The organism is uncultured Cellulomonas sp. (assembly GCF_963527515.1).
Taxonomy (GTDB): domain Bacteria; phylum Actinomycetota; class Actinomycetes; order Actinomycetales; family Cellulomonadaceae; genus Cellulomonas.
On the sequence record NZ_CAURTV010000033.1, the window covers coordinates 1 to 26,434 of the forward strand.

General features: G+C 70.9%; 21 protein-coding genes, 1 pseudogene and 1 riboswitch. Of the genes and pseudogenes, 4 read left to right on the forward strand and 18 right to left on the reverse strand.

Going from position 1 to position 26,434, the window contains the following annotated elements; translation table 11 throughout:
• A pseudogene (locus RYN42_RS10050) lies at positions 1–264 on the reverse strand (hypothetical protein); the annotation flags it as partial.
• 180 nt (positions 265–444) lie between these two features.
• Here RYN42_RS10050 and RYN42_RS10055 point away from each other — a divergent pair.
• Positions 445–918, forward strand: coding sequence for an Lrp/AsnC family transcriptional regulator (locus RYN42_RS10055; RefSeq protein ID WP_315095687.1), 474 nt, complete (start codon positions 445–447; stop codon positions 916–918).
• Here the strand turns inward: RYN42_RS10055 and RYN42_RS10060 are convergent.
• From RYN42_RS10060 to RYN42_RS10075, 4 genes are all read right to left on the reverse strand, one after another.
• Positions 915–1,853, reverse strand: coding sequence for a universal stress protein (locus tag RYN42_RS10060; protein ID WP_315095689.1), 939 nt, complete (start codon positions 1,851–1,853; stop codon positions 915–917). The genes RYN42_RS10055 and RYN42_RS10060 overlap by 4 nt on opposite strands.
• 126 nt (positions 1,854–1,979) lie before the next feature.
• Entirely contained in the window at positions 1,980–2,441 is a 462-nt protein-coding gene (locus RYN42_RS10065) for an HNH endonuclease (RefSeq protein WP_315095740.1), read from the reverse strand.
• 276 nt (positions 2,442–2,717) lie between these two features.
• Positions 2,718–3,494: an NlpC/P60 family protein gene (locus RYN42_RS10070; RefSeq protein WP_315095692.1), complete on the reverse strand. Its 777-nt coding sequence runs from the start codon at positions 3,492–3,494 to the stop codon at positions 2,718–2,720.
• A gap of 2 nt (positions 3,495–3,496) precedes the next feature.
• A riboswitch (cyclic di-AMP (ydaO/yuaA leader) is annotated at positions 3,497–3,662 on the reverse strand.
• Between the two features lie 315 nt (positions 3,663–3,977).
• Positions 3,978–4,682 (reverse strand): metal-dependent transcriptional regulator, encoded by a 705-nt coding sequence (locus RYN42_RS10075; protein WP_315095693.1) that lies wholly within the window; start codon positions 4,680–4,682, stop codon positions 3,978–3,980.
• Positions 4,683–4,805: 123 nt separating this feature from the next.
• Between RYN42_RS10075 and serC the strand changes: the two genes are divergently transcribed.
• A complete protein-coding gene (serC, locus tag RYN42_RS10080; RefSeq protein ID WP_315095695.1) occupies positions 4,806–5,951 on the forward strand; it encodes a phosphoserine transaminase in 1,146 nt (381 codons plus the stop codon).
• A 70-nt stretch (positions 5,952–6,021) separates the two neighbouring features.
• Here the strand turns inward: serC and RYN42_RS10085 are convergent, their stop codons facing one another.
• The 5 genes from RYN42_RS10085 to RYN42_RS10105 form a co-directional block, all read right to left on the reverse strand.
• Positions 6,022–6,726: a peptidase gene (locus RYN42_RS10085; protein WP_315095697.1), complete on the reverse strand. Its 705-nt coding sequence runs from the start codon at positions 6,724–6,726 to the stop codon at positions 6,022–6,024.
• Between the two features lie 108 nt (positions 6,727–6,834).
• Entirely contained in the window at positions 6,835–8,646 is a 1,812-nt protein-coding gene (locus RYN42_RS10090) for a DUF4012 domain-containing protein (RefSeq protein ID WP_315095699.1), read from the reverse strand.
• Positions 8,647–8,694: 48 nt separating this feature from the next.
• Positions 8,695–13,152 (reverse strand): carboxypeptidase regulatory-like domain-containing protein, encoded by a 4,458-nt coding sequence (locus RYN42_RS10095; RefSeq protein WP_315095701.1) that lies wholly within the window; start codon positions 13,150–13,152, stop codon positions 8,695–8,697.
• Positions 13,153–13,289: 137 nt separating this feature from the next.
• A complete protein-coding gene (locus tag RYN42_RS10100) occupies positions 13,290–14,621 on the reverse strand; it encodes an MFS transporter (protein WP_315095703.1) in 1,332 nt (443 codons plus the stop codon).
• Positions 14,618–15,040, reverse strand: coding sequence for a MarR family transcriptional regulator (locus RYN42_RS10105; RefSeq protein WP_315095705.1), 423 nt, complete (start codon positions 15,038–15,040; stop codon positions 14,618–14,620). Before RYN42_RS10105 ends, RYN42_RS10100 begins: the two co-directional genes overlap by 4 nt.
• Positions 15,041–15,095: 55 nt before the next feature.
• Here RYN42_RS10105 and RYN42_RS10110 point away from each other — a divergent pair, with 55 nt between their 5' ends.
• Positions 15,096–15,527 (forward strand): VanZ family protein, encoded by a 432-nt coding sequence (locus tag RYN42_RS10110; RefSeq protein ID WP_315095707.1) that lies wholly within the window; start codon positions 15,096–15,098, stop codon positions 15,525–15,527.
• Here RYN42_RS10110 and RYN42_RS10115 read toward each other — a convergent pair.
• Together RYN42_RS10115 and RYN42_RS10120 are read right to left on the reverse strand one after the other, a co-directional pair.
• A complete protein-coding gene (locus tag RYN42_RS10115; RefSeq protein WP_315095709.1) occupies positions 15,524–16,012 on the reverse strand; it encodes a CAP domain-containing protein in 489 nt (162 codons plus the stop codon). The two genes, RYN42_RS10110 and RYN42_RS10115, sit on opposite strands and share 4 nt — an antisense overlap.
• Before the next feature lie 2 nt (positions 16,013–16,014).
• A complete protein-coding gene (locus RYN42_RS10120; RefSeq protein WP_315095711.1) occupies positions 16,015–17,340 on the reverse strand; it encodes a UDP-glucose/GDP-mannose dehydrogenase family protein in 1,326 nt (441 codons plus the stop codon).
• 602 nt (positions 17,341–17,942) lie between these two features.
• Between RYN42_RS10120 and RYN42_RS10125 the strand changes: the two genes are divergently transcribed.
• Complete coding sequence (locus RYN42_RS10125; RefSeq protein WP_315095713.1) at positions 17,943–19,070, forward strand: O-antigen ligase family protein; 1,128 nt, start codon at positions 17,943–17,945, stop codon at positions 19,068–19,070.
• 111 nt (positions 19,071–19,181) lie between these two features.
• Here RYN42_RS10125 and RYN42_RS10130 read toward each other — a convergent pair whose 3' ends face one another.
• The 6 genes from RYN42_RS10130 to RYN42_RS10155 are packed head-to-tail and all read right to left on the reverse strand — an operon-like array spanning position 19,182 to position 26,369.
• Entirely contained in the window at positions 19,182–20,261 is a 1,080-nt protein-coding gene (locus RYN42_RS10130) for a hypothetical protein (RefSeq protein ID WP_315095715.1), read from the reverse strand.
• Positions 20,258–21,559: a polysaccharide biosynthesis C-terminal domain-containing protein gene (locus RYN42_RS10135; RefSeq protein WP_315095716.1), complete on the reverse strand. Its 1,302-nt coding sequence runs from the start codon at positions 21,557–21,559 to the stop codon at positions 20,258–20,260. The genes RYN42_RS10130 and RYN42_RS10135 overlap by 4 nt, the downstream gene beginning before the upstream one ends.
• Positions 21,560–21,594: 35 nt before the next feature.
• On the reverse strand, positions 21,595–22,776 hold the full coding sequence (locus RYN42_RS10140; RefSeq protein ID WP_315095718.1) for a glycosyltransferase: 1,182 nt from the start codon (positions 22,774–22,776) through the stop codon (positions 21,595–21,597).
• Between the two features lie 3 nt (positions 22,777–22,779).
• Positions 22,780–23,877 (reverse strand): glycosyltransferase family 4 protein, encoded by a 1,098-nt coding sequence (locus RYN42_RS10145; protein ID WP_315095720.1) that lies wholly within the window; start codon positions 23,875–23,877, stop codon positions 22,780–22,782.
• Positions 23,878–24,987 carry a hypothetical protein gene (locus RYN42_RS10150; RefSeq protein ID WP_315095722.1) on the reverse strand — a complete coding sequence of 370 codons (1,110 nt, stop codon included), beginning with the start codon at positions 24,985–24,987 and terminating at the stop codon, positions 23,878–23,880.
• On the reverse strand, positions 24,984–26,369 hold the full coding sequence (locus RYN42_RS10155; RefSeq protein ID WP_315095724.1) for a sugar transferase: 1,386 nt from the start codon (positions 26,367–26,369) through the stop codon (positions 24,984–24,986). Before RYN42_RS10155 ends, RYN42_RS10150 begins: the two co-directional genes overlap by 4 nt.
• Positions 26,370–26,434: the final 65 nt, after the last annotated feature.

Sequence of the window (26,434 nt, forward strand, 5' to 3'; positions counted from 1 at the left end):
GGCCTCCTGCGCCTGCTGCTCGGCGGCGTACACGCCTCCGCCGGCGGCGACCGCGATCACCAGGCCGGCGGCCAGGCCGACCCACACGGACCGCCGGACCGCGGCGGCGCGCGGCGCAGCGACGGGCTCGGGCTGCGGATCGACCAGCGGGGACGGGGCGAGGTGGGGCTGGGGGACGTCGGTGATGACCGGGGTGGGCGCACTGATGACCGACGGTCGCTGGCTCGGGACCAGATCGAGCCGCTTCTTCGTCTCCTTGACCACGTCGCCTCCTTCGCAGGACCCCTGGCGTCTGAGTGGGGCTCTCATTCCTCTCGGCACGCAGGACGTCCGCCTTGAGAGCACTTGCCGGATTGGTGCGTCACCCGTTCGGCGCAATGCCGTGCAGGTTGTCATCATTTCCGCCTCACCACCAATCGGGCGCCGTGCGGCCATGATGAGACCGTGACCGACGACTCCGGGCTCGACGCCCTCGACACCGCCATCCTGCGGGTGCTCGCCCTCGATGCCCGGGCGACGTTCGCGCAGGTGGGCGAGCACGTCTCGCTGTCCGCGCCGGCCGTGAAACGTCGCGTGGACCGGCTGCGCGAGCGGGGGGTCATCCGCGGTTTCACCGTCCGGCTCGACCCGGCGGCGATGGGCTGGCAGACCGAGGCGTTCGTCGAGCTGTTCTGCCAGGGGTCCACCAGCCCGGCCACCATGCGCTCGGCCGTCGAGCACTACCCCGAGGTGGTCGCGGCGAGCACGGTGACCGGCGACGTCGACCTCATGGTGCAGGTGCGCGCGCGGGACATGCGTCACCTGGAGCGGGTGGTGGAGCGGCTGGCGGCAGAGCCGTTCGTCGCCCGGACGCGCTCGACCGTGGTGCTCTCGGCACTGGTCCGGCGCCCCGACGTCCCCCCGGCCCCGGAGGGTTAGCCGGCCGCGGCCTCCGCGGTGGCGCACCGGTTGGTGACCACCATGACGGGGCAGTCGGAGTGGTGCAGCACGGCCTGGCTGGTGGAGCCCAGCAGCAGCCCGGCGAACCCGCCGCGACCGCGGGAGCCGACGACGATGAGGTCCGTGGCCGCGGAGAACTCGGTGAGCAGCTCCGCGCCCGTTCCGTCCAGGGCGATGCGTCGCACGGTGGTGCCCGGATGGTCGGCCAGCGCGCGGTCGACCACGACGTTGAGCCCCTCCTCGACGTCCCGCAGCACCTGCTCGTGGTCCACCGCGGCGGGCAGCCAGGCCAGGACACCCGACATCGACCCGACGGGCACCCCCGCGACGGCGGTCAGCTCGGCGCCCCACGCCTCGGCCTCCCGGATGGCGTAGCGCAGCGCGTGCTCGGCCTGCGGGGAGCCGTCGACGCCCACCACGATGCGCGTGACCGGCTTGACGGCCGGGACGGGGGTGTCCTCGGGCAGGGTCCTGCCGGCCTCGCGCAGCGGGACGACCACCGTCGGGCAGTACGCGTGCGCCGGGAGGGCCGACGAGACCGTGCCGAGCAGCCGGTCCGCGAACCCGCCGCGCCCGCGCGTGCCGACCACCGCGAGCCGGACCGTGTGCGACAGCTCGACCAGCACGCCCGCCGCGTCGCCGGTCAGCACCTTCGCCGTCACAGGGACGCCCCGGGCGGACACCCGCTGCGTCGCCTCGGCGAGCACCGCCTTGGCGCCCTCCTGGATGGCCGTGTCGTCGAGCGCCGCGTAGCCGCCGTCGAGGGACGCCGCGGTGAAGGACGGGAGCGAGTAGCTGCACACGAGCCGGACGCCCCAGCCGTGCGCCGCGGCCTGGCCGACCGCCCAGTCGAGCGCGTGCAGGCTCGCCCCCGATCCGTCCACCCCGACGAGGACCACATCGTCACGCGTCATCCGGAGCCTCCGTGCTCGTACCGAGCCCGCCGTGCGCTCGTCCCAGTGTCCTCCTCGCGGGCGCTGGTGCGTCGAGGAGTTACCGGAATGTTGCCATACGTTGGCGGTACGTTGACGAACTGCGGGTCAGGCGACGACGTACTGCGACCACAACGGCTCGGCGCGGACCGACGTGGTGCCGAACGCCACCGACCAGCGGGGGGCTCGCGGGGCGAATGGCAGCTCCCAGCCGATCTCATGCAGCAGCCGGTCGGCCTTGCGGTGGTTGCACCGCACGCAGGCGGCGACGACGTTGGTCCACTCGTGCCGGCCCCCGCGGGAGCGCGGCTGCACGTGGTCGACGGTGTCCGCTCCCCCGCCGCAGTACGCGCACCGGTGGTTGTCCCGTTGCAGCACGGTGCGGCGGGTGGGCGGCACCGGGCGGCGGACCGGGACGTGCACGTAGCGCGTCAGGCACAGGACGACCGGCAGAGGAACGGACACGTGCTCGGAGTGCAGCAGGCGTCCGTCGGTCTCGAGCACGGTCGCCTTGCCGCTCATCACGAGCACCACGGCACGCCGCAGGCTCACGATGCACAGGGGCTCCATGCTGGCGTTGAGCAGCAGGGTGCGGGCTCCGGAGGCGATCAGCCCGGGCGGGCCGACCTCACTGGCTGCCCCACCGACGGCCTCGGTGGACAGCTTCGCGGCATTCATGAGCACGGCGTTCTCCCGACCTCGGGGGTCGGACCGGCTGGCTGCCGGCCCGGCGAAGCGAAGCAACAGCGTGGTGCACGGACAGAGTACGCGCCGGGGTCCTCCGGGAACGCGACGAGGCCCCGACGACATCGATGTCGTCGGGGCCTCGTCGGCGGGCGGCTGGTGTCAGCCGATCCGGATGAAGACGGGCGAGCTCTGCCAGATGGCGCGGAACTGGATCGTCTTGCCCGGGCGGGGCGAGTCGATCTGGTCGTTGCCGCCGGCGTAGATCGAGATGTGGCCGGGGCTCCAGATCAGGTCACCGGGCTGCGCGTCGGCACGCGAGACGATGGTGCCCGCGGCCTTCTGGCCGGACGACGTGCGCGGCAGCGTGATGCCGAGCTGCGCGTAGACGTAGCTGGTGAAGCCAGAGCAGTCGAAGCCGATCGGCGTCGTGCCACCGCTGAGGTACGGCGTCCCGACGTAGCGGGCGGCGATCTCGAGGACCGCGTTGCCGGAGACCGACTGCGGGACGGCGGAGGTGGCGACCGGAGCGGCTGCGGTGGCTGCGGTGGCTGCGCGGACGGTGCTGCGCGACGCGGCGGCGGCCTTGACCTTGACGGGCGGCGGCGGGGCCGGCTTCTCGGCGGTGACGACCGGGACGTCGAACGTCCAGGCGGCCTCGACCGGAGCGGTCACGACGGGGGCCGTGTTGAGGACGGCGCGGGCCGACGCGGTCAGGGCGGCGGTGTCGACGGCCGGGAGGGCGCCTGCGTCACCGCCGGGAGCGGCGTTGGCCGGCGAGCCCAGCATCGAGACGACGAGTCCCGACGACGCGGCGACGACAGCAGTACGGCGTCCGACGGTTCCCATCTGGCCCGAGGCGGCTGCAGCCAGCTCGGTCAACGGCGTCGAAGGACGGCGCGCCGCACGATGGCGGGCGCTGGTGGAGCTCACGGTCACGCGATGCCTCTCCTGATGCCTACGAGGTCAGCTGTCGGGTTCGGGTGGGAGAACACCCGGCCGTGTCCCCGATCGAGATCGGATCTCCGGCTTCACCCCAAGGACACCGAACTTCCGGTGCCCGCAATTGGGTCCCCCGCCCCTGCCGGCGGTCAGTGCGGACCTCGTGGCGGCGGCAGGGTTAGGCGTTCCGCTCGAGGGCTTCCTAGAAGGAGGGTTCCTGGGAAGCAGGTCGAACGTACAGGACGCCCCCCGCGATTGTCACGTTCCGATCACGGGAATCTCCGCTCGTGTAGGACACGCGTCCTGTACCCCGGTCCAGAACCAGGAGGTGACCTGCAAAGACGCCGATCAGCGGCGTGGGAGCGCGCACACAACCTCCGCAGCTGGACGCCCGTCAAGATCACGACGGTGCTCCCAGGGCGCTCCCAGACGGCGCCCAGAAGGGGGCCCGGACGGGCCCTGACCGTGCCCGGCGACCGGTCAGCGCTTGCCGACGAAGATGTGCCGGGCGACGTCGTCGGGGAGGTCCAGGACGGTCTCGGAGCCGGGCGTCGACACGGTCACGAGGCCCAGCCCGCGCTCGATGGCGATCTCCTTGTGCGGCAGCACCCCGGCCTCGGCCAGGCGCGCGAGCAGCTCGACGTCCACCTGCAGCGGCTCCGCGATCCGCGCGACGACCGCGCGCTCCACGCCGTCGGCGCCGGTCTCGCCCCGGTAGAACAGCAGGGACGTGACCCCGTCGAGGAAGCTCTCCGCGGTGGTCTCCTCGCCGATCTCCGCGAGGCCCGGGATCGGGTTGCCGTAGGGGTCGAAGTGCGGGTGGTCCAGCAGGGACGCCAGGCGCCGCTCGACCCGCTCGCTCATCACGTGCTCCCAGCGGCAGGCCTCCTCGTGCACGTACGGCCACTCCAGGCCGATCACGTCGGTGAGCAGGCGCTCGGCCAGCCGGTGCTTGCGCATGACGCGCACCGCCTTGCTCGCCCCCAGCTCGGTCAGCTCGAGGTGCCGGTCCCCCGTCACGACCACCAGGCCGTCGCGCTCCATGCGCGCCACGGTCTGGGAGACCGTGGGGCCGGAGTGGCCGAGCCGCTCGGCGATGCGGGCGCGCAGGGGGGTGATGCCTTCCTCGGTGAGCTCGTAGACCGTCTTGAGGTACATCTCCGTCGTGTCGATCAGGTCGCTCACTGCATGGCCTCCCGCGTCGAGTGCTCGTCGCGCGGCGCCCAACCCCGGCCGGGCGGCCGCGCTGGGCTCAGATTAGTTGGTCGGGCCGACGACCGGTGCCCGTGACCGCCTATCCTCGGCCACGTGCCCGATGCTCACGACGCCCCGCTGCAGCTGACCATCCCCGCGCACCTGCTGCCGGTGGACGGCCGGTTCGGCTCCGGACCGTCCAAGGTCCGCCGCGCGCAGCTCGACGCGCTGGCCGGCCCGGCCGCCGCGATGCTGGGCACCTCCCACCGCCAGGCACCCGTGCGCGCGCTGGTCGGCCGGGTACGTGCGGGGCTCGCCGCGCTGCTGGAGCTGCCCGCCGGCTACGAGATCGTGCTGGGCAACGGCGGGTCCACCCTGTTCTGGGACGTGGCCACCCTGTGCCTGATCGAGGACCGCGCGGCGTTCGGCACGTTCGGCGAGTTCGGCGCCAAGTTCGCCGCCGCGGCCACCCGCGCCCCGTTCCTCGGCGAGCCCGTGGTCACCAGCGCCGCGCCGGGCGGCGTGGCGGTACCGGCCTTCGCCGACGGGGTCGACGCCTACGCGTGGCCGCACAACGAGACGTCGACCGGCGTCGTCGCCCCCGTGCACCGGGTGGCCGGCTCGCACGCCCAGGGAGCGCTCGTGCTGGTGGACGGCACGTCCGGCGCCGGCGGCCTGGCGGTGGACGTCCGGCAGACCGACGTCTACTACTTCGCCCCGCAGAAGTCCTTCGCGTCCGACGGTGGCCTGTGGCTGGCCGCGGTCTCCCCCGCGGCGATCGAGCGGGCGGCCCGGATCGAGTCGGGGGACCGGTGGATCCCCGAGTCGCTGTCGTTCACCACCGCCCTGGCGAACTCACGGCTGGACCAGACGCTGAACACGCCCGCCATCGCGACGCTGGTCCTGCTGGCCGAGCAGCTCGACTGGATCCTGGGCAACGGCGGCATGCCCTGGGCGGTGCACCGCACGGCGACCTCGGCCGGCCACCTGTACGGGTGGGCCGAGGCGCGGGACTGGGCGACGCCGTTCGTGTCGGACCCGGACCTGCGCTCGAACGTCGTCGGCACCATCGACCTAGACCCTGACATCGAGGCGGCCACGGTGGCCCGGGTGCTGCGCGCCCACGGCGTCGTCGACGTCGAGCCCTACCGCAAGCTGGGCCGCAACCAGCTGCGCGTCGCGATGTACCCCGCGGTGGACCCGGACGACGTCCTGGCGCTCACGGCCTGCATCGACCACGTGGTCGACCAGCTTCGCTGACCCCGCGCACGACGACGCCCGCCCACCGTGGTCAGCACGGGGAGCGGGCGTCTGTCGTCGGACCGGCTGCTCAGAGCATCGCGCGCCGGCGGCGGGCGATCGCCACCATCGTCACGGCCCCGGCACCGACGACGACCAGTCCGGCAGCTGCGGCGAGCAGAGGACCGGAGTCGGATCCCGTGGCGGACAGGACGGCCGCCTTGGGGTTGCCCACCGCGAGCACCTCGTCCTCACCGGGCGGGTCGGTGTGGCAGTTCGGGCTCGACGGCGGGTACGCCACCGGGACCGTGAGCTCGGGGTTGACCTGGAAGAGCACGTTCACGCTGGGACGGACCCAGTCGAACTCGTCGCCCTCGACCCAGGACTTGTCCGCGAGCTGACGCCAGCCGGGCCAGTCGATGCCCTTGCCGTCCGGGCCCTCGACGGCGCCCGGCCAGTTGACCGTGCCCTCGAGCGGGAGGTCGGCGTAGACGACGTCGTCGCCGCCGGGGTTGACCCAGGTGATGGTGACCTTGGTGTTCGGGGTGCCCACCGCGACGACCTTGTAGCGCAGCTTCGGGACCTCGTTGTCGCACACCGGCGAGAGGATCTGGATGTTCAGCTGGCACTGGCGCGGGACGCCGTACTCGTCGACGGGGTCGAGGCACCCGTAGACGGGTCCGTCCGTGGACGGGCTGGGGCTGGGAGAGACGAGGGCCTGGGACGGCAGGGCGCCGGCAAGGCCTACGAGGACCGCGAGGAACGCGACGACCGCGCCGCGGATGAGTCTGGCCATGATGGGATTCGCCCCCGTCTAGGATTCGGACATTTCGCACTCATTGTTGCCCGACGTGCGACGGTTCCGGTTCTTCCGTACGGGTGATGTTGTCCGATTCGTCCGGATTCACCCGTCTGCGCACGAGGCGTGCACGAAGCCCGGGCTGGTCAGGGTGGGCGTCGCCCACACGGTGACCTTCCCGTCGCGGACCGGGACGGTGACGCGGTAGGTCTCGGACGCGCCGGGGGCGAGCGTCGAGGTCACCACCTGCACGTCGCGGCCGGCGACGGTCGCCGTGGTGCCCGACACGAAGCCCTCCCCCAGGCGCAGCGGCTGCAGGGGCGCACCCACGGGGGCGTAGACCGTGACGTTGGTGGACAGGTGCCCCACGGGCAGCCCGGTGCGGGCAGTACCGGTCACGTACTCCGGCAGGGACGCGACGCCCTCGGGCGGCTGGTAGTCGAGGTCGAGGCGGACGGTCGCGGTCGGCTCGGGCCCGCTGCAGCGCAGGTCCTCCACGGTGACCGCCGTCGTCAGGTAGTAGCCGAGCTTGCCTGCCGAGCCGTCGTTGAGGAACACGCCGACCGCATCCGGGAAGTCACCGGTGAGGAACGCGGCGCCGACCGTGGTGGCCGCCAGCGTCTCCTGCTCCGTGGCGTGCGCGGACCAGATGCGGATGCGCCCCTCGGTGCCCGCCCGCGCCAGCGCGGTGACCAGGCCCTGCGGTTCCCCCTGCCCGGAGCCGACCGCCCCGAAGATCGCCGCCGCGACGCCCGCGTAGAACCGGTCCGCCACCGCGGGGTCGTCGATGTCGCTGTAGGAGTCGCGCAGCAGCACCTGCAGCATGTCCGCGGCGTCGATCTTGGCGCCGCCGGGCTCGGTCACCGGACCGGTCGCCTTGAGCAGGTACCGCGCGCCGACGGGGTCCGCCGCGATCACGCCGTCGACCGGCTGGCCCAGGTCCCGCTCCCAGCGCGCGGCGAGCAGCTGGGCGCTGCGCGGGAAGTCCGGGGTGAGCACGGCGTCCTGCACCCACCGGCCCAGCCGGTCGGTGTCCACCACCAGCTCCTCGGGTGTGAGCGGCAGGATCGGGGCGTCGATGCCCTTCAGGTCGATGGTCGAGCGCTGGTCGGTGAGCGTGACGGCGCCGTCCTGCGCGTGCAGCACCGCGAAGGCGCCGACGATGCCGCCCGCGCTGCGCAGCTCCGCGGAGTTGAGCGACACCAGCAGGTACGTGCGGGGGCCCTCCGCGCCGAGCATCGGCGGCAGCAGGGTGGCCACCTGCGCGCCGGCGTCGAGCGCGCCGGTCACCTGGTCGAGGCCGTCCCTGAGCTGCCCGACCGGCCCGACGAGCGGCCCCGCCAGCCGGTCGACGTCGATCCGGGCCACGGCCGCCTGGGCACGGTGGGCGCTCTGCGCGGCCGCGACCACCTCCGGCCCCGCGGCGATGAGCGGTGCCAGGTCCACCCGTCCGTCGGCGGCGCGGGCGCTCGGGGCCTCGAGCACGTCGTTGAGCCGGACGACCGCGGGCAGGGCGTCGCGGGTGACGTCCTCCAGCGACGCCGAGACGATCCGGACCGCGGTGAGGTTGGGACCGAGCCCGGGGACGATCTCAGCCGCCCGCCAGACCGGGTCGCTGGTGGCGCTGCGGGCCTTGGCGAGGTCCTCCTGCGCCTGGGGCAGCCGGGCCTCGATCTGGTCGGTCCTGCCCTCGTCCAGCTGCGCGCGCAGGTCGTCGAACACCGTCTGGGCCGACAGCAGCGCCTCGGACGCCTGCAGTCCGCGGTAGACCAGCCAGCACGCGGCGAGGGCCAGGACCACGAGGACGGCGAGCACGCCGAACGCGATGCGGCGCGCGAGGCGGCGGCGCGGCGCGGGCGCGTCGTCGGTCGGCGGGCTCGCCTCGGAGGCCCGCGGCTGGTCGACGGTGGCACTCACCGAGGGATCGTGACATCCCGGACATCTGCGGCGACATGCCGCAGCGCGCTATTCACCCGGGTGCACATACCCCACGACGTCGGCGGCCACGTGGACCAGGCCCCCGGGGGCCATGTCGGAGTAGAGGTTGACCAGGCCGTCGTCGGGGATCGCCACCACCACGAGGTTCGGGACGTCACGCCCCGGCACGTAGTTGAGGGTCGACGCCGTGGGCGGGGCGCCGGAGCCGGCCGCGTTCGGGTACACCCGCAGGTTGCCCAGCCCGGTCGGTCCGATCGCGGTGACGTTGAGCACCACGGCGGACGCTCCGGCCGGGACACCCCCGCTGCCCGGTAGCCGCACCTGGTAGACCGTGCGGGCCGAGAGCGCGCCGGCCATCGGCCCCAGGTGGTTGCTCCCCGGCCGGGTGTCGAGCACGCGCGTCGGGGTCACCGCGGAGTAGGTGGTGTCGCCGACCACGTAGCCGGTGACGTCGAGGATCACGTTGACCGGCGAGGCATTCACCGGCGTGCCGGTGTCCGAGTAGAAGGACACCTTCCCGGAGGCGGGCAGGTCGACGATGGTCGCGTTGGCCTTGTCCGTGCCGGCGGCGTAGTTGACCACCGACGCGTTGGGCACGGCCTGGCCGGCGGGGAAGACCCGCAGGTTGCCGGGGGCCCTGGCGCCGGTGATCGTCGCGTTGAGGATGACGGCGCTGGCGTCGGCCGGCACTCCCGCGACACCGCTGACCTGGACCGTCTGGACCGCGTGGGGTGCCACGGGTCCGGTGATCGTGCCGACGTTCTGTGCGCCGGGCCGGGTGTCGACCAGTCGCCGCGAGGCCTGCGTGACGATCCCGGCGTCCGGCATGGTGAACCCGGTGACGTCGAGCAGGACGCCCACGGGTCCGGCGCTCCTGGTGTAGTAGCAGACCGCGCCGTTGGCGGGGAGTTGGACGAAGGCCGCGTTGGCGACGTCGGCGCCGGGCTCGAAGTTCACCGTCGAACCCGACGGCGGTGCGGTGGTGCCGGTCCCGTCGGTGTCCGGGTACACGACGACGTGGCCGAGCGCCGACGGGTGGACCGTCGTGACGTTGAGGATCACGCCCGACGCCCCGACGGGGACGCCGTGCGTGCCGGTGATCTGGACACAGATGGGCCTTCCCTGGTCCACGGCTGGGTCGCTGACCGCACGCTGCGGCGTCTGGGACACCACCCCGTCGGAGGCGTCCACGTAGAGGAAGGACGCGCTCGTCGTCGAGGTCCCCGACGCCGTGGTCACCCGGACCGGGACGGCGCCCGCGGCGTGCGCGGGCGCGAGCACGGAGACCTGCGTGGCGGAGACAGCCTGCAGGCCGGTGCCGGGGGTGTCGCCGAACGTCACAGCCGTCGCGCCCGCGAGGGACGTCCCGGTCACGGTGACCCGGACCGCTCCATCGGTCGTCACGATGGCCGGCGAGACGCCGGACACCGTCGGTCCGGGCCCGAGGACGGTCTGGGTGAGCGTCGCGCTGCTCGGCGCGTAGGTGCCGTCGCCCGGGAACGACGCCGTCACCTGGTGCGACCCGGCCGCGAGACCGGTCGCCGAGTACGTGGCGACTCCCGCGACCGTCGACACGCTGACCGGGGTCCCGCCGTCGACGGCGAACTGCACCGGACCTGTGGGGGCGCCCGCGGCGGACGTCACCGTCGCGGTGAACGTGACCGCCTGGCCCGGACCGACGGACGGTGCGGAGCTGGTCAGCGCCAGCGTCGTCGGCTCGGGCGCGTACGTCAGTGTCGCGGCGACGCTCGGGCCGCCCGACCCCGTGCTGACGACGACCGGCACCACTCCCGCGGCGTGCGGGGGCGCCGTCGCGCGCAGCGACGTGGCGGACTCGACCACGACGTCGGCGGCCAGGAGGCCCCCGAACGTCACGCTCGCGTCGGGGTCGAAGCCCGTGCCCGTGAGCGTCACCTGGGTGCCGCCGAGGGCGCTGACGGTGGGCGGGCTCACCGCGGTGATGTTGGGAGCCGGCGACGGCTCGCCGGGCAGGTACACGAGGTTGCCCCACACCTCGTCGTAGGTGGCGTTCCCGCTGTAGATGGCGTGCAGCTCGAAGTCCTGCGTCTCGGCCGTGGGCGTGAACGTGAACGACGCCCGGCCCTGGGCGTTGAGCACGACGTCGCCGCGCCACCCGTCCCCGAAGAAGTCGACGACCCCGGTCGGGACGCCCGAGGCGCCGGAGAACGCGGCGGTCACCGTCGCCGGGCGGCCGATCGCCGGCGAGGTGGGCGAGAGAGACATCGTGACGTCGGCGGTCGCGGAGCCGCGCGGCGGCAGGGCGATGTCGATGTCGGACAGGGACCCGCCGGCGGTCGGGTGCAGGACCGTCGCCTGGGAGCGCCGCGGCGTCCCGGTGGGCGGCGCGTAGTACGTCGACACCCCGGAGTAGTCGGCGCCCCACTCCTCGCCGTCGGTCGCGCTGGCCTGGACGGTGACGTCGCCGCCGCGGACGCCCGTCACGCGGTAGTTCCCGAGCTCGTCGGTGCTGCCCGACGCGCCGTACCCGGTCGGGCTCACCAGCTCGACCCACACGCCGGCGTTGCGCACCGGGGTGCCGTCGGAGCGCGTGATCGTGCCGGAGACGGTGGCGCCGCGCTGCAGCCGGATGTCGGGCGCCTGCTGCACGGGCTCCGTGGTGAGGGTCAGCTTCTGCGGCGTCGTCGGCACGCCGCCGTCGGGGTAGTAGCCGGAGAGCAGGTCCCCGGTCAGCGGCGCCGAGACGTACAGCGGGTACGCGCCGGGGCGCAGGCCCCGCAGCGTGTAGGTGCCGTCGAGCGCAGTGGTCGCCGAGAGCAGCAGCCCGCCGTCGGAGATCGGCGCGACGTTCGCGCCCGCGACGGGCGACCCGTCGGGCCCGAGGACCCGGCCCGAGAGCGTGACGCCACGCTCCAGCCGGACGTCCTCCAGCTCGGTCCGCTCCCCGGCGACGAGCGGGACGGTCTCCGCGTCGCTCAGGCCGCCGGCGTCCAGGTACCACTCACCGGCCCACGGGCTGCCCGGCGGCGCCTGGACCCGGAAGGACCAGTCCCCCGGGACCAGGCCGCCGAGCGAGTAGCTGCCCTCGGCGTCGGTGAAGGCGGACGACCAGGAGCCGCTCAGCGTGAACCGCGGGCTGGCCCAGACGGAGGCGTTCACCACCGGGTTGCCGTCGGCGTCGAGCACCCGGCCGGTCACGCCGGACCCGCTCTCGAGCCGGGCGTCGATGCCGCTGACGGTGCCCGACCCGGACGAGGTCACCAGGTCCGCGTCCAGGTACTGCCGGGCGTCGTCGTAGTACTCCTCGAGGACGAGGGCGCCGGCCGCGCCCTGGAACCGCACCCGGTACTCCCCGGGGCTCAGCCCGGAGGCGCGGTACGTGCCGTCGGCCCCGGTGGTCGCCTGCACGTTCGAACCGCCCGTGGCGGACACCCACACGTTGACGCCGGCGACGGGGGCGCCCGCCGAGTCGGTGACGGTCCCGGCGATCGCTCCGCCGTCGGTCATGGTGATGTCGCCGAGCGCCGAGGTCTGGCCGGCGACGACGACGAGCGGGGTCGCCGCTGCCTCGGTCGACGCCCCCTGCCAGTACTGCGTGAGCATCCCGCCGGTGGACGGAGGGCTGAACCGCACGACGTACGTGCCGGCTCGCAGCTTCTGGGTGAACAGGCCGTCAGGCCCGGTCGACGACGTGGTCGACGTGCCGTCCGCGGCGCTGGTGAACGCCACCGTCGCCCACGGCACTGGCTCACCCGCGTGCAGCATCCGCCCGGTGACGACCGCGGCCTGCGCCAGCACGACGTCCTTGCCCTGCACCTGCGCACGCTGCGCGACCGGCACGATCTGGGCGGTGGAGGGGCTGGTCCCGCCGTAGTAGCCGTCCACGAGCATCGAGCCGAACGGGCTGATGACGCTGATGCGGTAGTCGCCGGGCCGCAGACCACCGACGTGGTAGTCCCCGTTGACGTCCGTCGACGACGAGCGGAACGTGCCGGTGTAGTCCGCGCGCTGGACGCTGACCGAGGCGCCCACCACCGGCTCGCCGGTCCAGTCGGTGACGCGGCCCTCGATGGAGGCACCGAGCTCGAGGTCGGCGTCGGCGGTCAGCGTCTGGTCGGCCGCCACCGTCACGATCGTGGCCAGCGTGGACGTCGCGGCGTCGTCGTAGAACTCGCCGACGAGGTCGCTGGACCCCGCCGGGACGAACTCGACGGTGTACGTGCCGGGGGTCACGTCGTCGAGCAGGAACGTGCCGTCCTCGTGCGCGTTGGCCGAGTAGTAGGCCCACTGGGCGCTGTTCTTCGACTGCGCCACGACGCTCACCGACGACGGTGACTCCCCGACGGGCACGGTCACGGTGCCGGCGATGGCGCCCTTTCCGGGCGTGGTCGCCGATGCGGGCAGCGACGCGCCCCCGACGACGAGGGCCACCAGGCCCACCATGGCGGCGAGCCGACGCCCGCCCACCGCCCACCGGTCGGCCTTGACCGTGCTCGTGCGCCGCATGCTTCTCCCCTTCGGACATGCGGTCGCTACCCGGTACGGAGCGGCCGCACAGGGATGCGCCCTGCGCACGCCCTATGCGGACCGTACCCGCGCAGAGGGCGTCTGACGGGTGGTTCGGGATGCCGCTCTGTCCGCCCTCACGCAGCGGTCTGGCGGTCCGCGGCTTCCTGGGCGGCGAGCCGCGAGGCGGTCTCCGCACGGCGGGCGGGCAGCGTGGGGTGCAGGACCTCGAGGTGGGGCCGGCTGAGCACGTGGTACCGCACGGTGACGTCCCACTTCTTCCAGGCCCAGAGCGCCGCGCCGGTCGCGACGAGCAGCGCGGAGATCGAGCCGATGCCGATGGCCCAGCGGGGGCCGTACGTCTCCCCGATCCACCCGACGATGGGCGACCCGATGGGCGTCGCGCCCAGGAACACCATCATGTACAGAGCCATCACGCGCCCGCGTACGGCGGGGTCGGTGCTCAGCTGGATGGTCGCGTTGGCGGCCGTCATCATGGTCAGCGACGCCAGCCCCACCGGGATGCACGCGAGCGCGAACGTCAGGTAGGTGGGCATCAGGGCCATGACCCCGGTGGTGATCCCGAACGCGAACGCCGACCCGATGACCAGGCGCACGCGGGGCCGCTCTCGTCGTGCGGCGAGCAGCGCCCCGGTCAGCGACCCGATGGCCAGCACCGAGCCGAGGATCCCGTACTCCCCCGCGCCCTTGCCGAACTCGCTGCGCGCCATCATGGCGCTGGTCAGCTGGAAGTTGAGGCCGAAGGTGGACACGACGCCGACGACCACCATGATCACGAGGATGTCGCTGCGGCCGCGCACGTAGGCGATGCCCTCCCGCAGCTGGCCCTTGGCGCGGGCGGTGGTGGGCATCGGGCTCAGCTCGGAGGTCCGCATGCGGGTGAGCGCGAGGATCGTCGCGAAGAAGGTCACCGCGTTGATGAGGAACACCCAGCCGGTGCCGACGGCGGCGATGAGCAGGCCGGCGACACCCGGACCGATCAGGCGCGCGGCGTTGAACGAGGCGCTGTTCAGGCCCACCGCGTTGGACAGCTTGCTGGCCGGCACCAGCTCCGCCACGAACGTCTGCCGCACCGGGCCGTCGATGGCGGTCACGCACCCGAGGACCAGCGCGAACAGGTACACCTGCCACAGCTGCGCGTGTCCGGCGAGCACCAGGGCGCCCAGCCCGGCGGCGAGCACCCCCTGGCCCACCTGCGTGGCCATGAGCAGCTTGCGGCGGTCCACCCGGTCGGCGAGCAGCCCCGCGTACGGGGACAACAGCAGGACGGGGGCGAACTGCAGGGCGGTGGTGATGCCGACGGCGACGCCGGACTCGTCGGAGAGCTCGGTGAGCACCAGCCAGTCCTGGGCGACGCGCTGCATCCAGGTGCCCACGTTCGCCACCAGAGCACCGGCGAACCACAGCCGGTAGTTCCGGAACTTCAGCGAGGAGAACGTGGGACTCATGAACTGGCGATCCTCCGGAGGAGCTCGGCGGCGTCGGCGAGCAGCGTGCGCTCGTCCTTGGTCATGTTGCTGAGGCGCTCGGCCAGCCACGCGTCGCGGCGTCGGCGGGTCTCGTTGACCTCGGCGACGCCCGCGTCGGTGAGCGTGACGACGACCTGCCGGCCGTCGGTCGGGTGCTCGGTCTTGGCGACCAGCCCCAGCTCCGCCAGCCCGTTGACCGTGCGGGTCATCGAGGGCGGCTGGATGCGCTCGCGCTCGGCCAGCTGACCCGGGGTGAGCGCGCCGTCCTTGGTCAGCCACGCCAGCACGTTGAACTGCGGATCCGTGAGGCCCGCCTCGCCGCGCTCGGCGCGGATGCGTCGCGACGCCCGCCCGACGGCGATGCGGAGCTCGCCGGCGAGGGCGGAGGAGGTGGGCATGTTCTTACTCTAGATCATTACCTTGCGTAAGGACACTCCGGGTACTGTTGCGTCCATGGTGCGAGACGATCGGGTCACGAGGGTGCTCCTCGTCGTCTACCTGATCGGTCTGGTCCGGGTGACCCTGTGGCCGCGCATCGGCGCCGACGACACCTTCGACCTGGTGCGGACCGTGCTGGCGTGGCTCAACTCCACCGGCGTGCCGCTGTCGTTCAGCGTCACGGAGTTCCTGGCCAACATCGCGCTGTTCGTCCCGTTCGGCATCCTGGTCGGCCTGCTGACCCGGAGTCCTTGGTGGGCCGTCGTCGGGCTCGGCCTGGCCACCTCGGCGGTCATCGAGCTGGTGCAGCTGCTGTTCCTGCCCGACCGGGTGGCCGACCTGCGCGACCTGCTGGCGAACACCCTGGGCACCGCAGTCGGCGTCGGTGTGCTGCTTGCCTACCGGCGCCGGGCGCGCCGTCCGTCGCCCGTGCGGGTGCCGGCCTAGGGGCCGAGGAACACCTGGGAGCAGAGCATCTGCTCGTCGTCGAGCAGGCAGCCGATCCCGAGCTGCTCCAGCTCCGGGTCGAGCAGGTTGGCGCGGTGCCCGGGCGAGCCGAGCCACGCCTCCACGACGTCGTGCGCGGTCGCGCCCGCGCGGGACAGGTTCTCGGCCGCCGACGACGCCGGCGCGCACGCCTCGATGACCGGCGTGAGCGACGCGTGCTCCAGGTCCTTGCCGCCCTCCAGCGCAGTGGCGCGGTCTGCGGCCTGGTCGGTCGCGCACTCGGAGACGGCGAGCGGTTCCAGGTCCTCGGCCTCGCGTGCCGCGTTCGTCTCTGCGACCAGCTCCGCGGCGTAGGCCTGCGGGTCGGAGTCGTCCGGGGACCAGGGCTCGAGGGCGTCGGGACGCACCAGCAGGAACACCGCGACGCCGGCCAGCAGCACACCGGCGACGACGAGCACCCAGCCGGCGGAGCCCCGGGAGGCCACGGTCAGGGACGGCCCAGCGCGCGGTAGGTCCAGCCGGCCGCACGCCAGGCGGCGGGCTCGAGGACGTTGCGACCGTCGAGGATCCGCTTGTGCGCGACGACCTCCGCCAGCGCGTCGAGGTCGATGTGGCGGTACTCGTCCCACTCGGTGGCGAGCAGGACCACGTCCGCGTCCTTCGCCGCCTCGAGAGCTGTCGCCGCGAAGTGCAGGTCCGGCCACTTGGCGGCGGCGTTCGCCACGGCCTGCGGGTCGGTGACCGTGACGTGGGCGCCCTGCAGCTGCATCTGCGCGGCGACCGAGAGCGCCGGCGAGTCGCGCACGTCGTCGGAGTCCGGCTTGAACGCCGCGCCCAGCACGGCGACCTTCTTCCCGACGATCGAGCCGTCGCACACCTCGCGCGCCAGGTCCACCATCCGAACCCGACGACGCAGGTTGATGGAGTCGACCTCCCGCAGGAACGACAGCGCGTCGCTCACACCGAGCTCGCCGGCCCGCGCCATGAACGCGCGGATGTCCTTGGGCAGGCACCCTCCGCCGAAGCCGAGGCCCGCGTTGAGGAACCGCCGGCCGATGCGGGCGTCGTAGCCGATCGCGTCCGCCAGCCGCGTCACGTCCGCGCCCGTCGCCTCGCACAGCTCGGCCATCGCGTTGATGAAGGAGATCTTGGTGGCCAGGAACGAGTTGGCGGCGACCTTCACCAGCTGGGCGGTCGCGTAGTCGGTGACCACCAGCGGCGTGTGCTCGGACAGGGGCGTCGCGTAGACCTCGTCGAGGATGCCCTTGGCCTTCGCGCCCTCCGGCGTCGGCTCCCCGTCCTCGTCGGTCGGGACGCCGTAGACGAGCCGGTCCGGGTGCAGCGTGTCCTTGACCGCGAAGCCCTCACGCAGGAACTCCGGGTTCCAGACGAGGATCGCGCCGGTGCCCTCGATCGACTCGGCGATCGCCTCCGCCGTGCCGACCGGAACGGTGGACTTGCCCGCCACCACGTCACCCGAACGCAGGTACGGCAGCAGCTGCTCGACCGCGGCGTTGACGTACGTCAGGTCCGCGCGGAACTCCCCCTGCACCTGCGGCGTGCCCACGCAGATGAAGTGCACTTCAGCGCCCGCGGCGTCCGCCATGTCCGTGCTGAACGTCAGGCGTCCCGTGGCGCCCACCTCGGTCAGCAGCTCCGGGAGGCCGGGCTCGTAGAACGGAGCGCGTCCCTCACGCAGGGCTTCGATCTTCCTGGTGTCGACGTCGATGCCGACGACGTCGTGACCCAGCTGGGCCATGCTCGCGGCGTGGACGGCACCGAGGTAGCCGCAACCGATGACGGACAGACGCATCGTGTTCTCCAGGTCAATCGGCAGGTCAGGGGATCGTAACGGACGACTGGCGCGAGAGCGGCAGGCCTCCCAGCCACTTCATGGGGCCCGCCTCGCGTCGCAGGTCCGACAGAGGGTGGCCATTGGTGCTGCCGCGACAGGTAGTCAAACCCGTCACCTCTCACTACGCGAGAGTGATGATCGGCGAATTGAGGGTGAATGTGACGGGGGCGCCCGCGGCCGACACCCGGGGCGGCTTCGTGAATACGCCAAGTACCATGGTCGAGAACGAAGCCGCACATCCGCTCGTGATGAGCTGGCCCGGCGTGTGTGCCGTATCGCGGCCCGCATATCTCGGTTGACGGGAGGCGGCTGCCTCTCGTGAATGACTCCGATGAACCGGGTCCGGCGGACTCTGCTCAGCGGAGACGTCGACGGTGGGTGACCGGCGTCAGGCGCGCGTGACGCGGCATCGTGCGGCGGTTGACCGTCGACGGAACCAAGGTAGGCACGCCTAGGAAGGGTGGGTTGTGAGCAGGATAGCGATCGCGCTACTCACAGCGGTCTTGCCCGTTTCCTACGCAGCGCTGACAGGACCGCTGAGACAGGCCTGGGTACTCGCCGTGGGAACCGTCCTGATCGGTTGCCTCGCCCTCGGGAAGGCCCGACTCCCGCGCAGTTCACCAGTGATGTTCGCTGCGGCCTACCTCGCCCTCGTCTCGGGGTTCGCGGCGTCAGGGGTCGCCGTGGACCGTGGTGAGCACTGGACGCATGTCGTCTATCTCGTACTGCTGTGGGGTGTCGCTCCCCTCGTCGCGACGTACTACGCCGAGGTGCGCGGAGTGCTTCCTACCGCAGCGTGGACCTTCGTCCTCGTCCAGACTTCGTCGGCCGTCGTAGCGATCTACCAGGCCGTAGCGGGGGGGACGATTCTTGGCCTTGGCTCCCACTACGGCCGGGCCGTCGGGCTCAACGGCCATATGAACATCCTTGGTCTACTCAGCGGCGTTGCCTTGATGTTGCTCATGGGCACGAGGGCCGCACCCGCACAGTTGAGGTTCGTCGCGATCGTCCTCAATCTCGCTGGTGTGCTCGTCTCTGGAAGCCTCAGTGCGTTGATCGCGACCTCAGTGGGGGCGCTGGTGGTGCTCGCAGTGCAGCGCGTTCCTCTTCGTCGGGTCGTCGGGGCGGCGGCTGTGCTAGGGATTCTGCTCTGGGGAGTCACTGCCCTGTCCGGCCAGACGACGCAGTTCCTTACTCCTCTCGAACGCGTAGCGCAGACCACTGGCCAGACGGAAAAGATCGGCACCCTCGAGGAGAGGTCCAACACCGTCGCCTATGCGTGGGCGAGGATCTCCGATGATCCATGGTTCGGTGCGGGGCTCGATGATCGCAGCGGCGCGACATTCAACGGCGAGACGCTGACGCACTCGATCCCATTCCGGGTCTGGTTCCAGGGCGGCATCGCGCTGTTCATCGGCTGGTTGCTGGTCTTCGGCGCTGCAGCGACGTCGGTGGCGCGCGCGGTGAAGGAGCGCCGTGGCGCCGGGCCTGCGGGGACTCTCGTGGTGCTCATGGCGTTCTCGGTCACCGCAGCAACCCTCCAGCAGCCGTACTTCTGGTTGCCGTTCGTCGCGGCATGGGCTGCGCTGAACGTGACGACAGGTCGTGAACCTCGCGGTGATGATGACCAGCATCGCGAAGAGCTCGAACACCCGCATGGGGGCCGGGTTCTTGCCACGGGCGGCTGAGGAGAGCGCCGCAGGTTCACAATCGGTCTCCGCGCGCTCGGTACCATCAGCCCCACTGGGCGATCGTGTGCCCCGACCTGGGGCTGTCGTCACACTCTTCCGACGGACAGCTCAGCCATCCCGGCTCAAAGACCGCACGGGTTCAACGGTCTCGCTCACGATGGCGCTCACTTCGTCGCGCACTCGGTCCAGGGATGCTCGCGCCGTCTCGACGGCCGCCATCACCTCGGACCGGTGGAGCTCGATGTTCGCGATGATCTCGCTAGCGCGTTCGGGGGCGCCCTCCGGATCCAGAACCAGGTGGTCAAGACCGATTGTGCGGAGCTGCTTTCGCAGCTTGTCAGAGCTCCCCGACTCGTAGCCGATCGGCACGCAGCCGCGCCGCGCAGCGAATAGCAGCACGTGCAGGCGGTCGCTCACGACGAACGAACTGCGGTCGTAGGCATCGACGACCCGACGAAGCTGGTTCAGGTGATCTCCGCGCCAGTTGAGTGGCTCAGTGTCCAGATCATCCGCGAGGCCGGACACCAGCGTCTCATCGCGTCCTACCTGGACCACGCCCAGCGGCGTAGCGCTGGAGGCTGACCTGCACGCTTCGAGCACCGCCGTGAACTGCTGCCGGTAGTGAGCACGGTCCGAACGCAGTGCGAACGCGAAGGACCCGCGACGCTCGATGCCGGGGTACACCGGGCCGGCGAGGTGCGAGCTCGCGAGCGCTATGTCCGGCATCAGGTTCATGCCTGGGAACATCGATGGTGCAGCGCTGTCGCGGCTCCACGCAGCTGTGCACAGCCGGAGCTGGAGTCGCTCGAGCGCCACCGCGATGCGGCCGGCCCCCCGGTATCCGCGGCCTACTTTGATGACCGCTCCGCCGCGCAGTCGCACGAGACCACTTGCGATCAGGTTCACCACGACCTTCGCGAGCCCGCCAGGCGTGTCCGCTAGCAACTGCTCACCCGGCGCGAAGACGAGCACCGAGCGACGCCTCCGTACGAGAGACCAGAGAAGCTGAATCTCACGGTTCTGCGTCGCGGCGCCCGGTGGCAGGTCGAACACGGCCATGTAGCTCTCAGAGACACCCCTGCTCGACACCACCGGTGCGCCGACCCCGCTGAGCCAGTCGACGTGCGCTTCCCTGATGATGACATCGCCCAGGTTGTCCTCTTGCGCCTTCGCGCTGACCAAGATCACGTGCGTCTCCTCGCGCCGACGTCATCGGCACTTTCTAGGCTCTTCCGATACTGGATGAATAGCGCTCCCGCCTGCGCTGCGTACCCCACTGCCAGGCCCGCCGCGGCGCCTGCCCCCCCGGCGACGGCCGCTCCGACGGCGATCAACCCGAGGCTGAGGATGGCGGTAGCCACGTTGGCTCGCGCCGCCCGCGCCTCTGCACCAGTGCCCTGCAGGATCGCGGTGAACATGGACGCCACCCCGGCGAGGACAAGTCCGGCCAGAAGGATGCGCAGCGGAAGTGCGGCACTGCGATAGTTCGGCCCGAAGAGGGCCGAGAGAATCTCGGGGGCGAAGATCCCGAGCACGATATACGCCGCGCCGACCGGCGCCACGGCAGCGAGCACCAGACGGCGAACGTCGGTGGGGCGAACCCGTCCGGAGCTGGCAACCATCGGCATCGCTGCCTGTGCTAGCGACGTAGGGATCAGTCTCAACGGCGAGATGAGCCGTGCGGCCGGACTGTAGATGACAGCACCCGCCACACCGCTCACCGCACTCACGATCGCGACGTCGAGCTGCCTGGACTGCGCGCTCATCGAGTTCACCCAGAACGGGGTGCTCGAGCGCACGCTGGCGACAATTCCCGGCCGCGCGGCGAGCGAGGCCGGAGCGCGCACCGAGGTCCGAATGAAGAGACCGACAACCGCGCCGAGGGTGTAACCGAGGGACAACCACAGAACCGGTTCCTCGGGCTGCACCCACGCGGCCACCACAAGCACGACAGCAGGAATCGCTCGGCGAACGATGAGGTTCAGGGCCGCGACTCGCGGGTGCCCGAGCCCAAGACTGACCGCCGCTCGGAACTCGGCGAGCCGATCCACTGCGAGCCACAGGACGAACGGCGCCACACTCGCCAGCCAACCACTGTCCGTTGCCAGCACGGCAGCGACGACGCTCACAGTTCCGACAGTCGCCACCGCAGCAGTCACCGCCGCGTTCGCACGCGTCAGTCCTCGCAGGACCGAGTGGCGCCCTGCCGCCGCCTCACGGGTCGCGGCGGTGGTGAGGCCCAGGTCGAGGACAGCGGAGGCGAACATCGACGCACCAATGATGGCGCTGACTCCAGCGAACGAAGCGGGTGCCACCAGCCGCGCGAACAGGGCGAACGTGACGGCCTGCAGAAGCGCTGACAGCACCCTGCTCGACAAGAGGTACCCGAAGACCCTGGCGATCTTGCGGGCACTCAGCGGCGACGAGTGCTTGCTGGCGCTTCCGTGTGCGCCGACTGACGCCGGGCCAGAACTGGCGTTCGCCACGGTCGTTTCGTCAACGTGAGGTCGAGTCGGCCCTGTCATGTCGATCGCGCCAGGTCGATGGCGGCCGCGTAGGCCCGATCCCACTGCGCGGCAACAGACTGGGCGCCGAAGAGCTCCGCGCACACGACACTCGCGTTCCTCGCGATCTCATTCCTCAGCGCGCGCGACCCAACGAGCCGGCCAAGCTGCGCGAGAAAGTTGTCGTCGGAAGAGACCAGGACGTCACGCTCTCCGACCATCTCGATGCCCTCCAACGCCACGGCAGTCGCCACCATGGGCACGCCCGCCCCCGCGAGCTCGAGAGCGCGTGACTTGATCCCCGTGCCATAGGTGTCAGGCAAGACCGCGACATCCAATGTCCCAAGGAAGGCGTCGAGGTCGTCCACCCACGGGAGATAGGTCCCGCCGAGATCTGCGAGGAGGTCCGTCATCACGTCATCCGCGGTTGCCCGCCCGAGGACGGTGACGCGGACATCCTTGCGAAGGTCGGACGACCGCAGCGCCTCGAGGGTCCGGACGACGTCCGATCGAAGGTAGGCCTGTCGCGTGTCAGCAACCACTCCGACGTGCACGAGCGCAGAGGATTCAGTCTTCCCGACGAAGGGAGCCTCAGTCACCCGTCCAGACGGCATGAAGATCGGGACGGACACGACGGGCTGCCCGGGGTGCACCTCGCGCAGGTACGCCGCGTCAGAACTCGACACCACGTGCCACAGGGAACGCTCGTCCACCAGCGACTTCTCGAACCGGGTGGTGACCGCTGCCCGCAGGAGCGCGGCCCATCGCTGAGTGCGGGACGAGCCGGCCGCAGCGCGGCGTTGCCTGCGTGAAGGCGGATCCACGAAGCTGATGACCCTCGGAAGGCCGTCCAGAAGTCCGGCCGTGGCCGAAGCCAGGTTTCCGTCGAGGTGGACAACCTGGTACCCACCCGCACGCACCTGGTCAGCGAGCGCGCGTGCTGAGCGACTGGCGAAGACTCGCTCCCTGAAGGCCCTGCGCAGCATCTGACCCTGGTAGTGGATCGGTGCTGACGCGAAACTGACTCCCGCGTCCCGGCTCAGCTGGATCTCGTCGATCAAGCTCGGGTCACGAACGAAGCCGAAGACATCCACGGAGTGCCCGAAGGTTCTCATGCTGCGGATGAGGTTCACCGTGTGGGCGTGCAAACCCTCGCGGGGCGGATACGTCATGTCCGAGCAGATCACGGCGACCCGCACGGTCTACGCCATCCCGCGGATTGCAGTGACAAGTCCGGACGCCATGGCCTCGACTGAGTACCGGTTCTGGCAGCGACGCTGGATCTCTCCGCGGCGCTGTTCCCATGACCCCGAGTCGTCCAACATCGAGCCGATGACGCGAGCCAGATCGACGGCGTCGTCCTCGCGGAAGAAGAGCGCGTTCACGCCCTCGACGGCGGCCTCTATCTCGGGGGCGTGGGGCTCATCTCGCGCGATGACCATTGGCACACCCATCGCAAAGCTCTGGGTAGCCGCCAGGCCGACATAGCCGGGCGACACGCTCAGCACCGCCGCTGAATAAAGTCGCTGCAGCTCGGAAGCGTCCTCGCAATGTCCGTGCATCGTGATTCGTTCGCGGAACGGCGAGCGGGAGACGAGGTGCGTGATCAGGTCCGAGTCTTTCCCGTCCCCGACGATCGAGAGTCGGATTCGAGGGTGCGTGGCCGCGACAACGTTGAAAGCCTCGACCAGGAGCGCCGGCTTCTTTTCCGCGACCAGCCGACCGACGTAGATGATCGCATCGCGCTCACCCTCGTTCGAGGTCTCGGCGAACTCGTCGCGGTAGTAGAGAGCGTTCGGGGCCGCGGTGATCGGCTTGCCAGGGTAGATCTGTCGAAGCTCTTCCGCCTGCGACTCGGTGTAGGTGATCACGCCGTTCGCAAGCCTGCGCATCCAGCCACGAACGGTGTCGGTCCGAGACCCACGACCTTGTCGAGGCCAAGCGTGGCCCCAGACGAGCGTCGGACGACCGAGAAGCCGTCGGATGAGCAGGATCGGCCAGTTCAGCACCATTCTGGGATTGAGGTCGACGAGAGCGACCTGCGCACCGAGGAGCGCTCGTATGGGTGAGTTCTGAATAGTCACCCGACCGCCCAGGACATAGCGATTCCGAAGTGTTCGGATTCCCAGCGCGTCATAGTCCACAAGGCGGGTGGCGACATCAGGCGCGGGGGTGCCTGCGAATACGGTCAGCTCATCACCCATCTCAGCCATGACTGCGCGCATCGTCCGCGTGCGGTAGCTCGCCAAAGACGCGAACGAGGCGACGGCGCCGGCTGAGGCCCTGCTTCCCTTAGCCACTTAGTTCTCCTCATGATCTGAGCTCTGGCGCGGCTCGGCGCTCACCGGCGCCGTTGTAGAGTCCAAGAATTCGGAGACCCACGCCGAGACCGAGTGCCTCTCGAACCCCGACGGCGCGGAGCCATCGAGCGGGCGCATCAGGACCCGAAGAATCGCCTCCTGCACACCACCCCCGTCGGGATCAACGACGGCAATTCGATCGGGATCGTAGAAGTCCTCGTTCTTGACCGCTTCGTTCCACGTGACGATGCTCGCTCCCGACGCGATCGCCTCGAGCGTCCGCATCGTCAGACCGGACTGTCCCGCCTTCTGGACGTCAAGGACGACTCGAGACTGCCGGAACACCTCGGCGACCTCATGCTGGCTCAGCTTGACTCCTGTGACGCGGGACGGATCGATCGTCCCAAACTCGGGATCGATCAGTCGCTTCACAGCGAGGAGCGCTGCTGACGGCGTGTACATGTGGCGAAAGCTCGTATCCACGGCTGCCGCAGCGGCTTCGGTCTTCTCGTACCGCTCTGGGTTCACGGTCCCCACCGAAGCCAGGTCCCAACGACGCTCGGCGTGCGATGGCCCGGCGGAGAAGGCTGGGCCGTAGAACAGCGGTTTGTACGCCAGCTCCGGGAGCCGCGCGACATCCTGGGCATCGAAGGAGTAGGCCCTGTCGACGTGCGGTCGCAGCGCGAAGTAGTTGTCGTCCGCGGCGATGGGGTCGTAGGCGTAGAAGACGACGCGGACGTCGGGGTTGGAGCGTCGCACGTCGCGCAGGAACCACGCCGGCGTCACCTCCCCCTTGATGACGACCACGACATCGACCGTGCGCTCGCTCAGTGCGGCGAGTGCGCGACGGAAGTGCCGACGGGTCACGGCTGCTAGCAGGCCAGGGCGGATCCTGTAGGTGGCCCGTACGAGTGCGGAGTTTGACGCACGCTCGTCAAGGTGGAAGACGACCTCTGAGTGGTGCGCGAGCGCACGTGCGATCGTCGACTCGTAGCCGAAGAAGGAGGGCGCCACCAGGAGCACCGAGCGCCCGCCCGGCTCCGATCCTGCGTACCGACGGAGCACTCCGAGCTTGACGTCGTCCGTCGAGCCGTCAGGAGGAGCGGTCATCGAGCATTCTCGTGGTGCAGAACCGCCCGAACGGTCCTCGCCAGGATCAACAGGTCGCCGAACGGCGTCCAGTTCTCCACGTAGTTGACGTCGAGGCGGATGCCATCCTCCGGCGCAAGGCTAGATCGCCCGGAGACCTGCCAGAGCCCGGTCAGTCCCGGCTTCACCCGAAGGCGGCGATGCGCAGTGCGGTCGTACTGCGCAACCTCGGCGTCGATCTGCGGTCGCGGACCGACCAGGGCCATGTCACCGAGCAGGACATTGAGCAGCTGAGGGAACTCATCGATCGAGTACTTGCGCAGCACCCGCCCCAAGGGAGTCACGCGCGGATCGTTGACCGGCTTGTAGAACATGCCGACCGAGGCGATGCCCTGCTCCGCCAGAACCTCGGCGAGCCGAGTGTCGGCGCCCGCCACCATGGTGCGGAACTTGAAGATGCGGAATCGTCGGCCGTCCTTGCCGATGCGCTCCTGGCGGTAGAGGACCGGGCCCGGGCTGGTGACTCGGACGAGGAGCGCAACCAGCGCCAGGACCGGCAGCGCTACGACCGTGATGGCCGCGGCCAGCACCCAGTCGTAGAGAGACTTGGCGACGTACTTTCCGCCCCTGAACCGCGCTTCGTCGACGTACATGAGAGGGAGACCGCTGACCGGCTGCATGAGAACGCGAGGACCGGCGACGTCAACCAGCGAGAGGGTCAGGGCGAGATCGATCCCCTTCCCCTCAAGGTCCCACCCGAGCTGGCGAACGGTCTCCGCCGTGATCGCGTCCGCCCCCGTGACCGCCACCGCGGAGGCACCGACGCGTTCGGCAATCTCGGCCGCTCGGTCCATGGCGCCGAGTACGGGGACTCCACCGATGAGCTCGCCCTCCACGATCTCGCCCGTCGGAACGCACACGCCCACCACCGCGAATCCAGCCCGCGGGTTCTTGTTCAGCTCTCCGATCAGCCGTGCAGCCTTGCTGCGGTGACCGATGACCAGGATCCCGGACTGGTGCGTGCCTGCCTCGCGCTGACCATGCAGCCAGCGTCGCCATCCGAAGCGACCCGCCAGGATGAGTCCGAGACCCACCGGCGCGGCGAAGCCGAGGTACCCGCGACCGATCTCCATGCGCAGCAGGTAGGCCACGACTGCGACAGCGGCGAAGAGTCGCCACGTCATGTTGAACACCCGCGAGTACTCGGTGGGGCCGCTTCCGAGCACGCGCCTGTCGCGCGTGCGTCCGACAGCGAGAGCGGCCAGCCACGTCAGAGCCAGCACGGCGGAGACCGAGAGGTAGGACGGGGAGAACTCGCCCGAGACCGCAGCGATACCGGTGGCGTCGAAGCGCACCAGGTAGGCGACGACGACAGCGAACGTCACAGCGATCGCGTCCGTCACCCAGAGTCGAAAAGCGAGATCGCTCCATCGGGGATTTGTCGTGACGGCCGTAGAGGCGGCCGAGC

Bases quoted from the DNA above. Each gene is read 5' to 3' on its own strand.
- RYN42_RS10150 (WP_315095722.1), bottom strand. From the start codon at position 24,987: ATGACCGCTCCTCCTGACGGCTCGACGGACGACGTCAAGCTCGGAGTG.
- RYN42_RS10110 (WP_315095707.1), top strand. From the start codon at position 15,096: ATGGTGCGAGACGATCGGGTCACGAGGGTGCTCCTCGTCGTCTACCTG.
- RYN42_RS10085 (WP_315095697.1), bottom strand. From the start codon at position 6,726: ATGGCCAGACTCATCCGCGGCGCGGTCGTCGCGTTCCTCGCGGTCCTC.
- RYN42_RS10065 (WP_315095740.1), bottom strand. From the start codon at position 2,441: ATGGAGCCCCTGTGCATCGTGAGCCTGCGGCGTGCCGTGGTGCTCGTG.
- RYN42_RS10060 (WP_315095689.1), bottom strand. From the start codon at position 1,853: ATGACGCGTGACGATGTGGTCCTCGTCGGGGTGGACGGATCGGGGGCG.
- RYN42_RS10105 (WP_315095705.1), bottom strand. From the start codon at position 15,040: ATGCCCACCTCCTCCGCCCTCGCCGGCGAGCTCCGCATCGCCGTCGGG.
- RYN42_RS10095 (WP_315095701.1), bottom strand. From the start codon at position 13,152: ATGCGGCGCACGAGCACGGTCAAGGCCGACCGGTGGGCGGTGGGCGGG.
- RYN42_RS10100 (WP_315095703.1), bottom strand. From the start codon at position 14,621: ATGAGTCCCACGTTCTCCTCGCTGAAGTTCCGGAACTACCGGCTGTGG.
- RYN42_RS10120 (WP_315095711.1), bottom strand. From the start codon at position 17,340: ATGCGTCTGTCCGTCATCGGTTGCGGCTACCTCGGTGCCGTCCACGCC.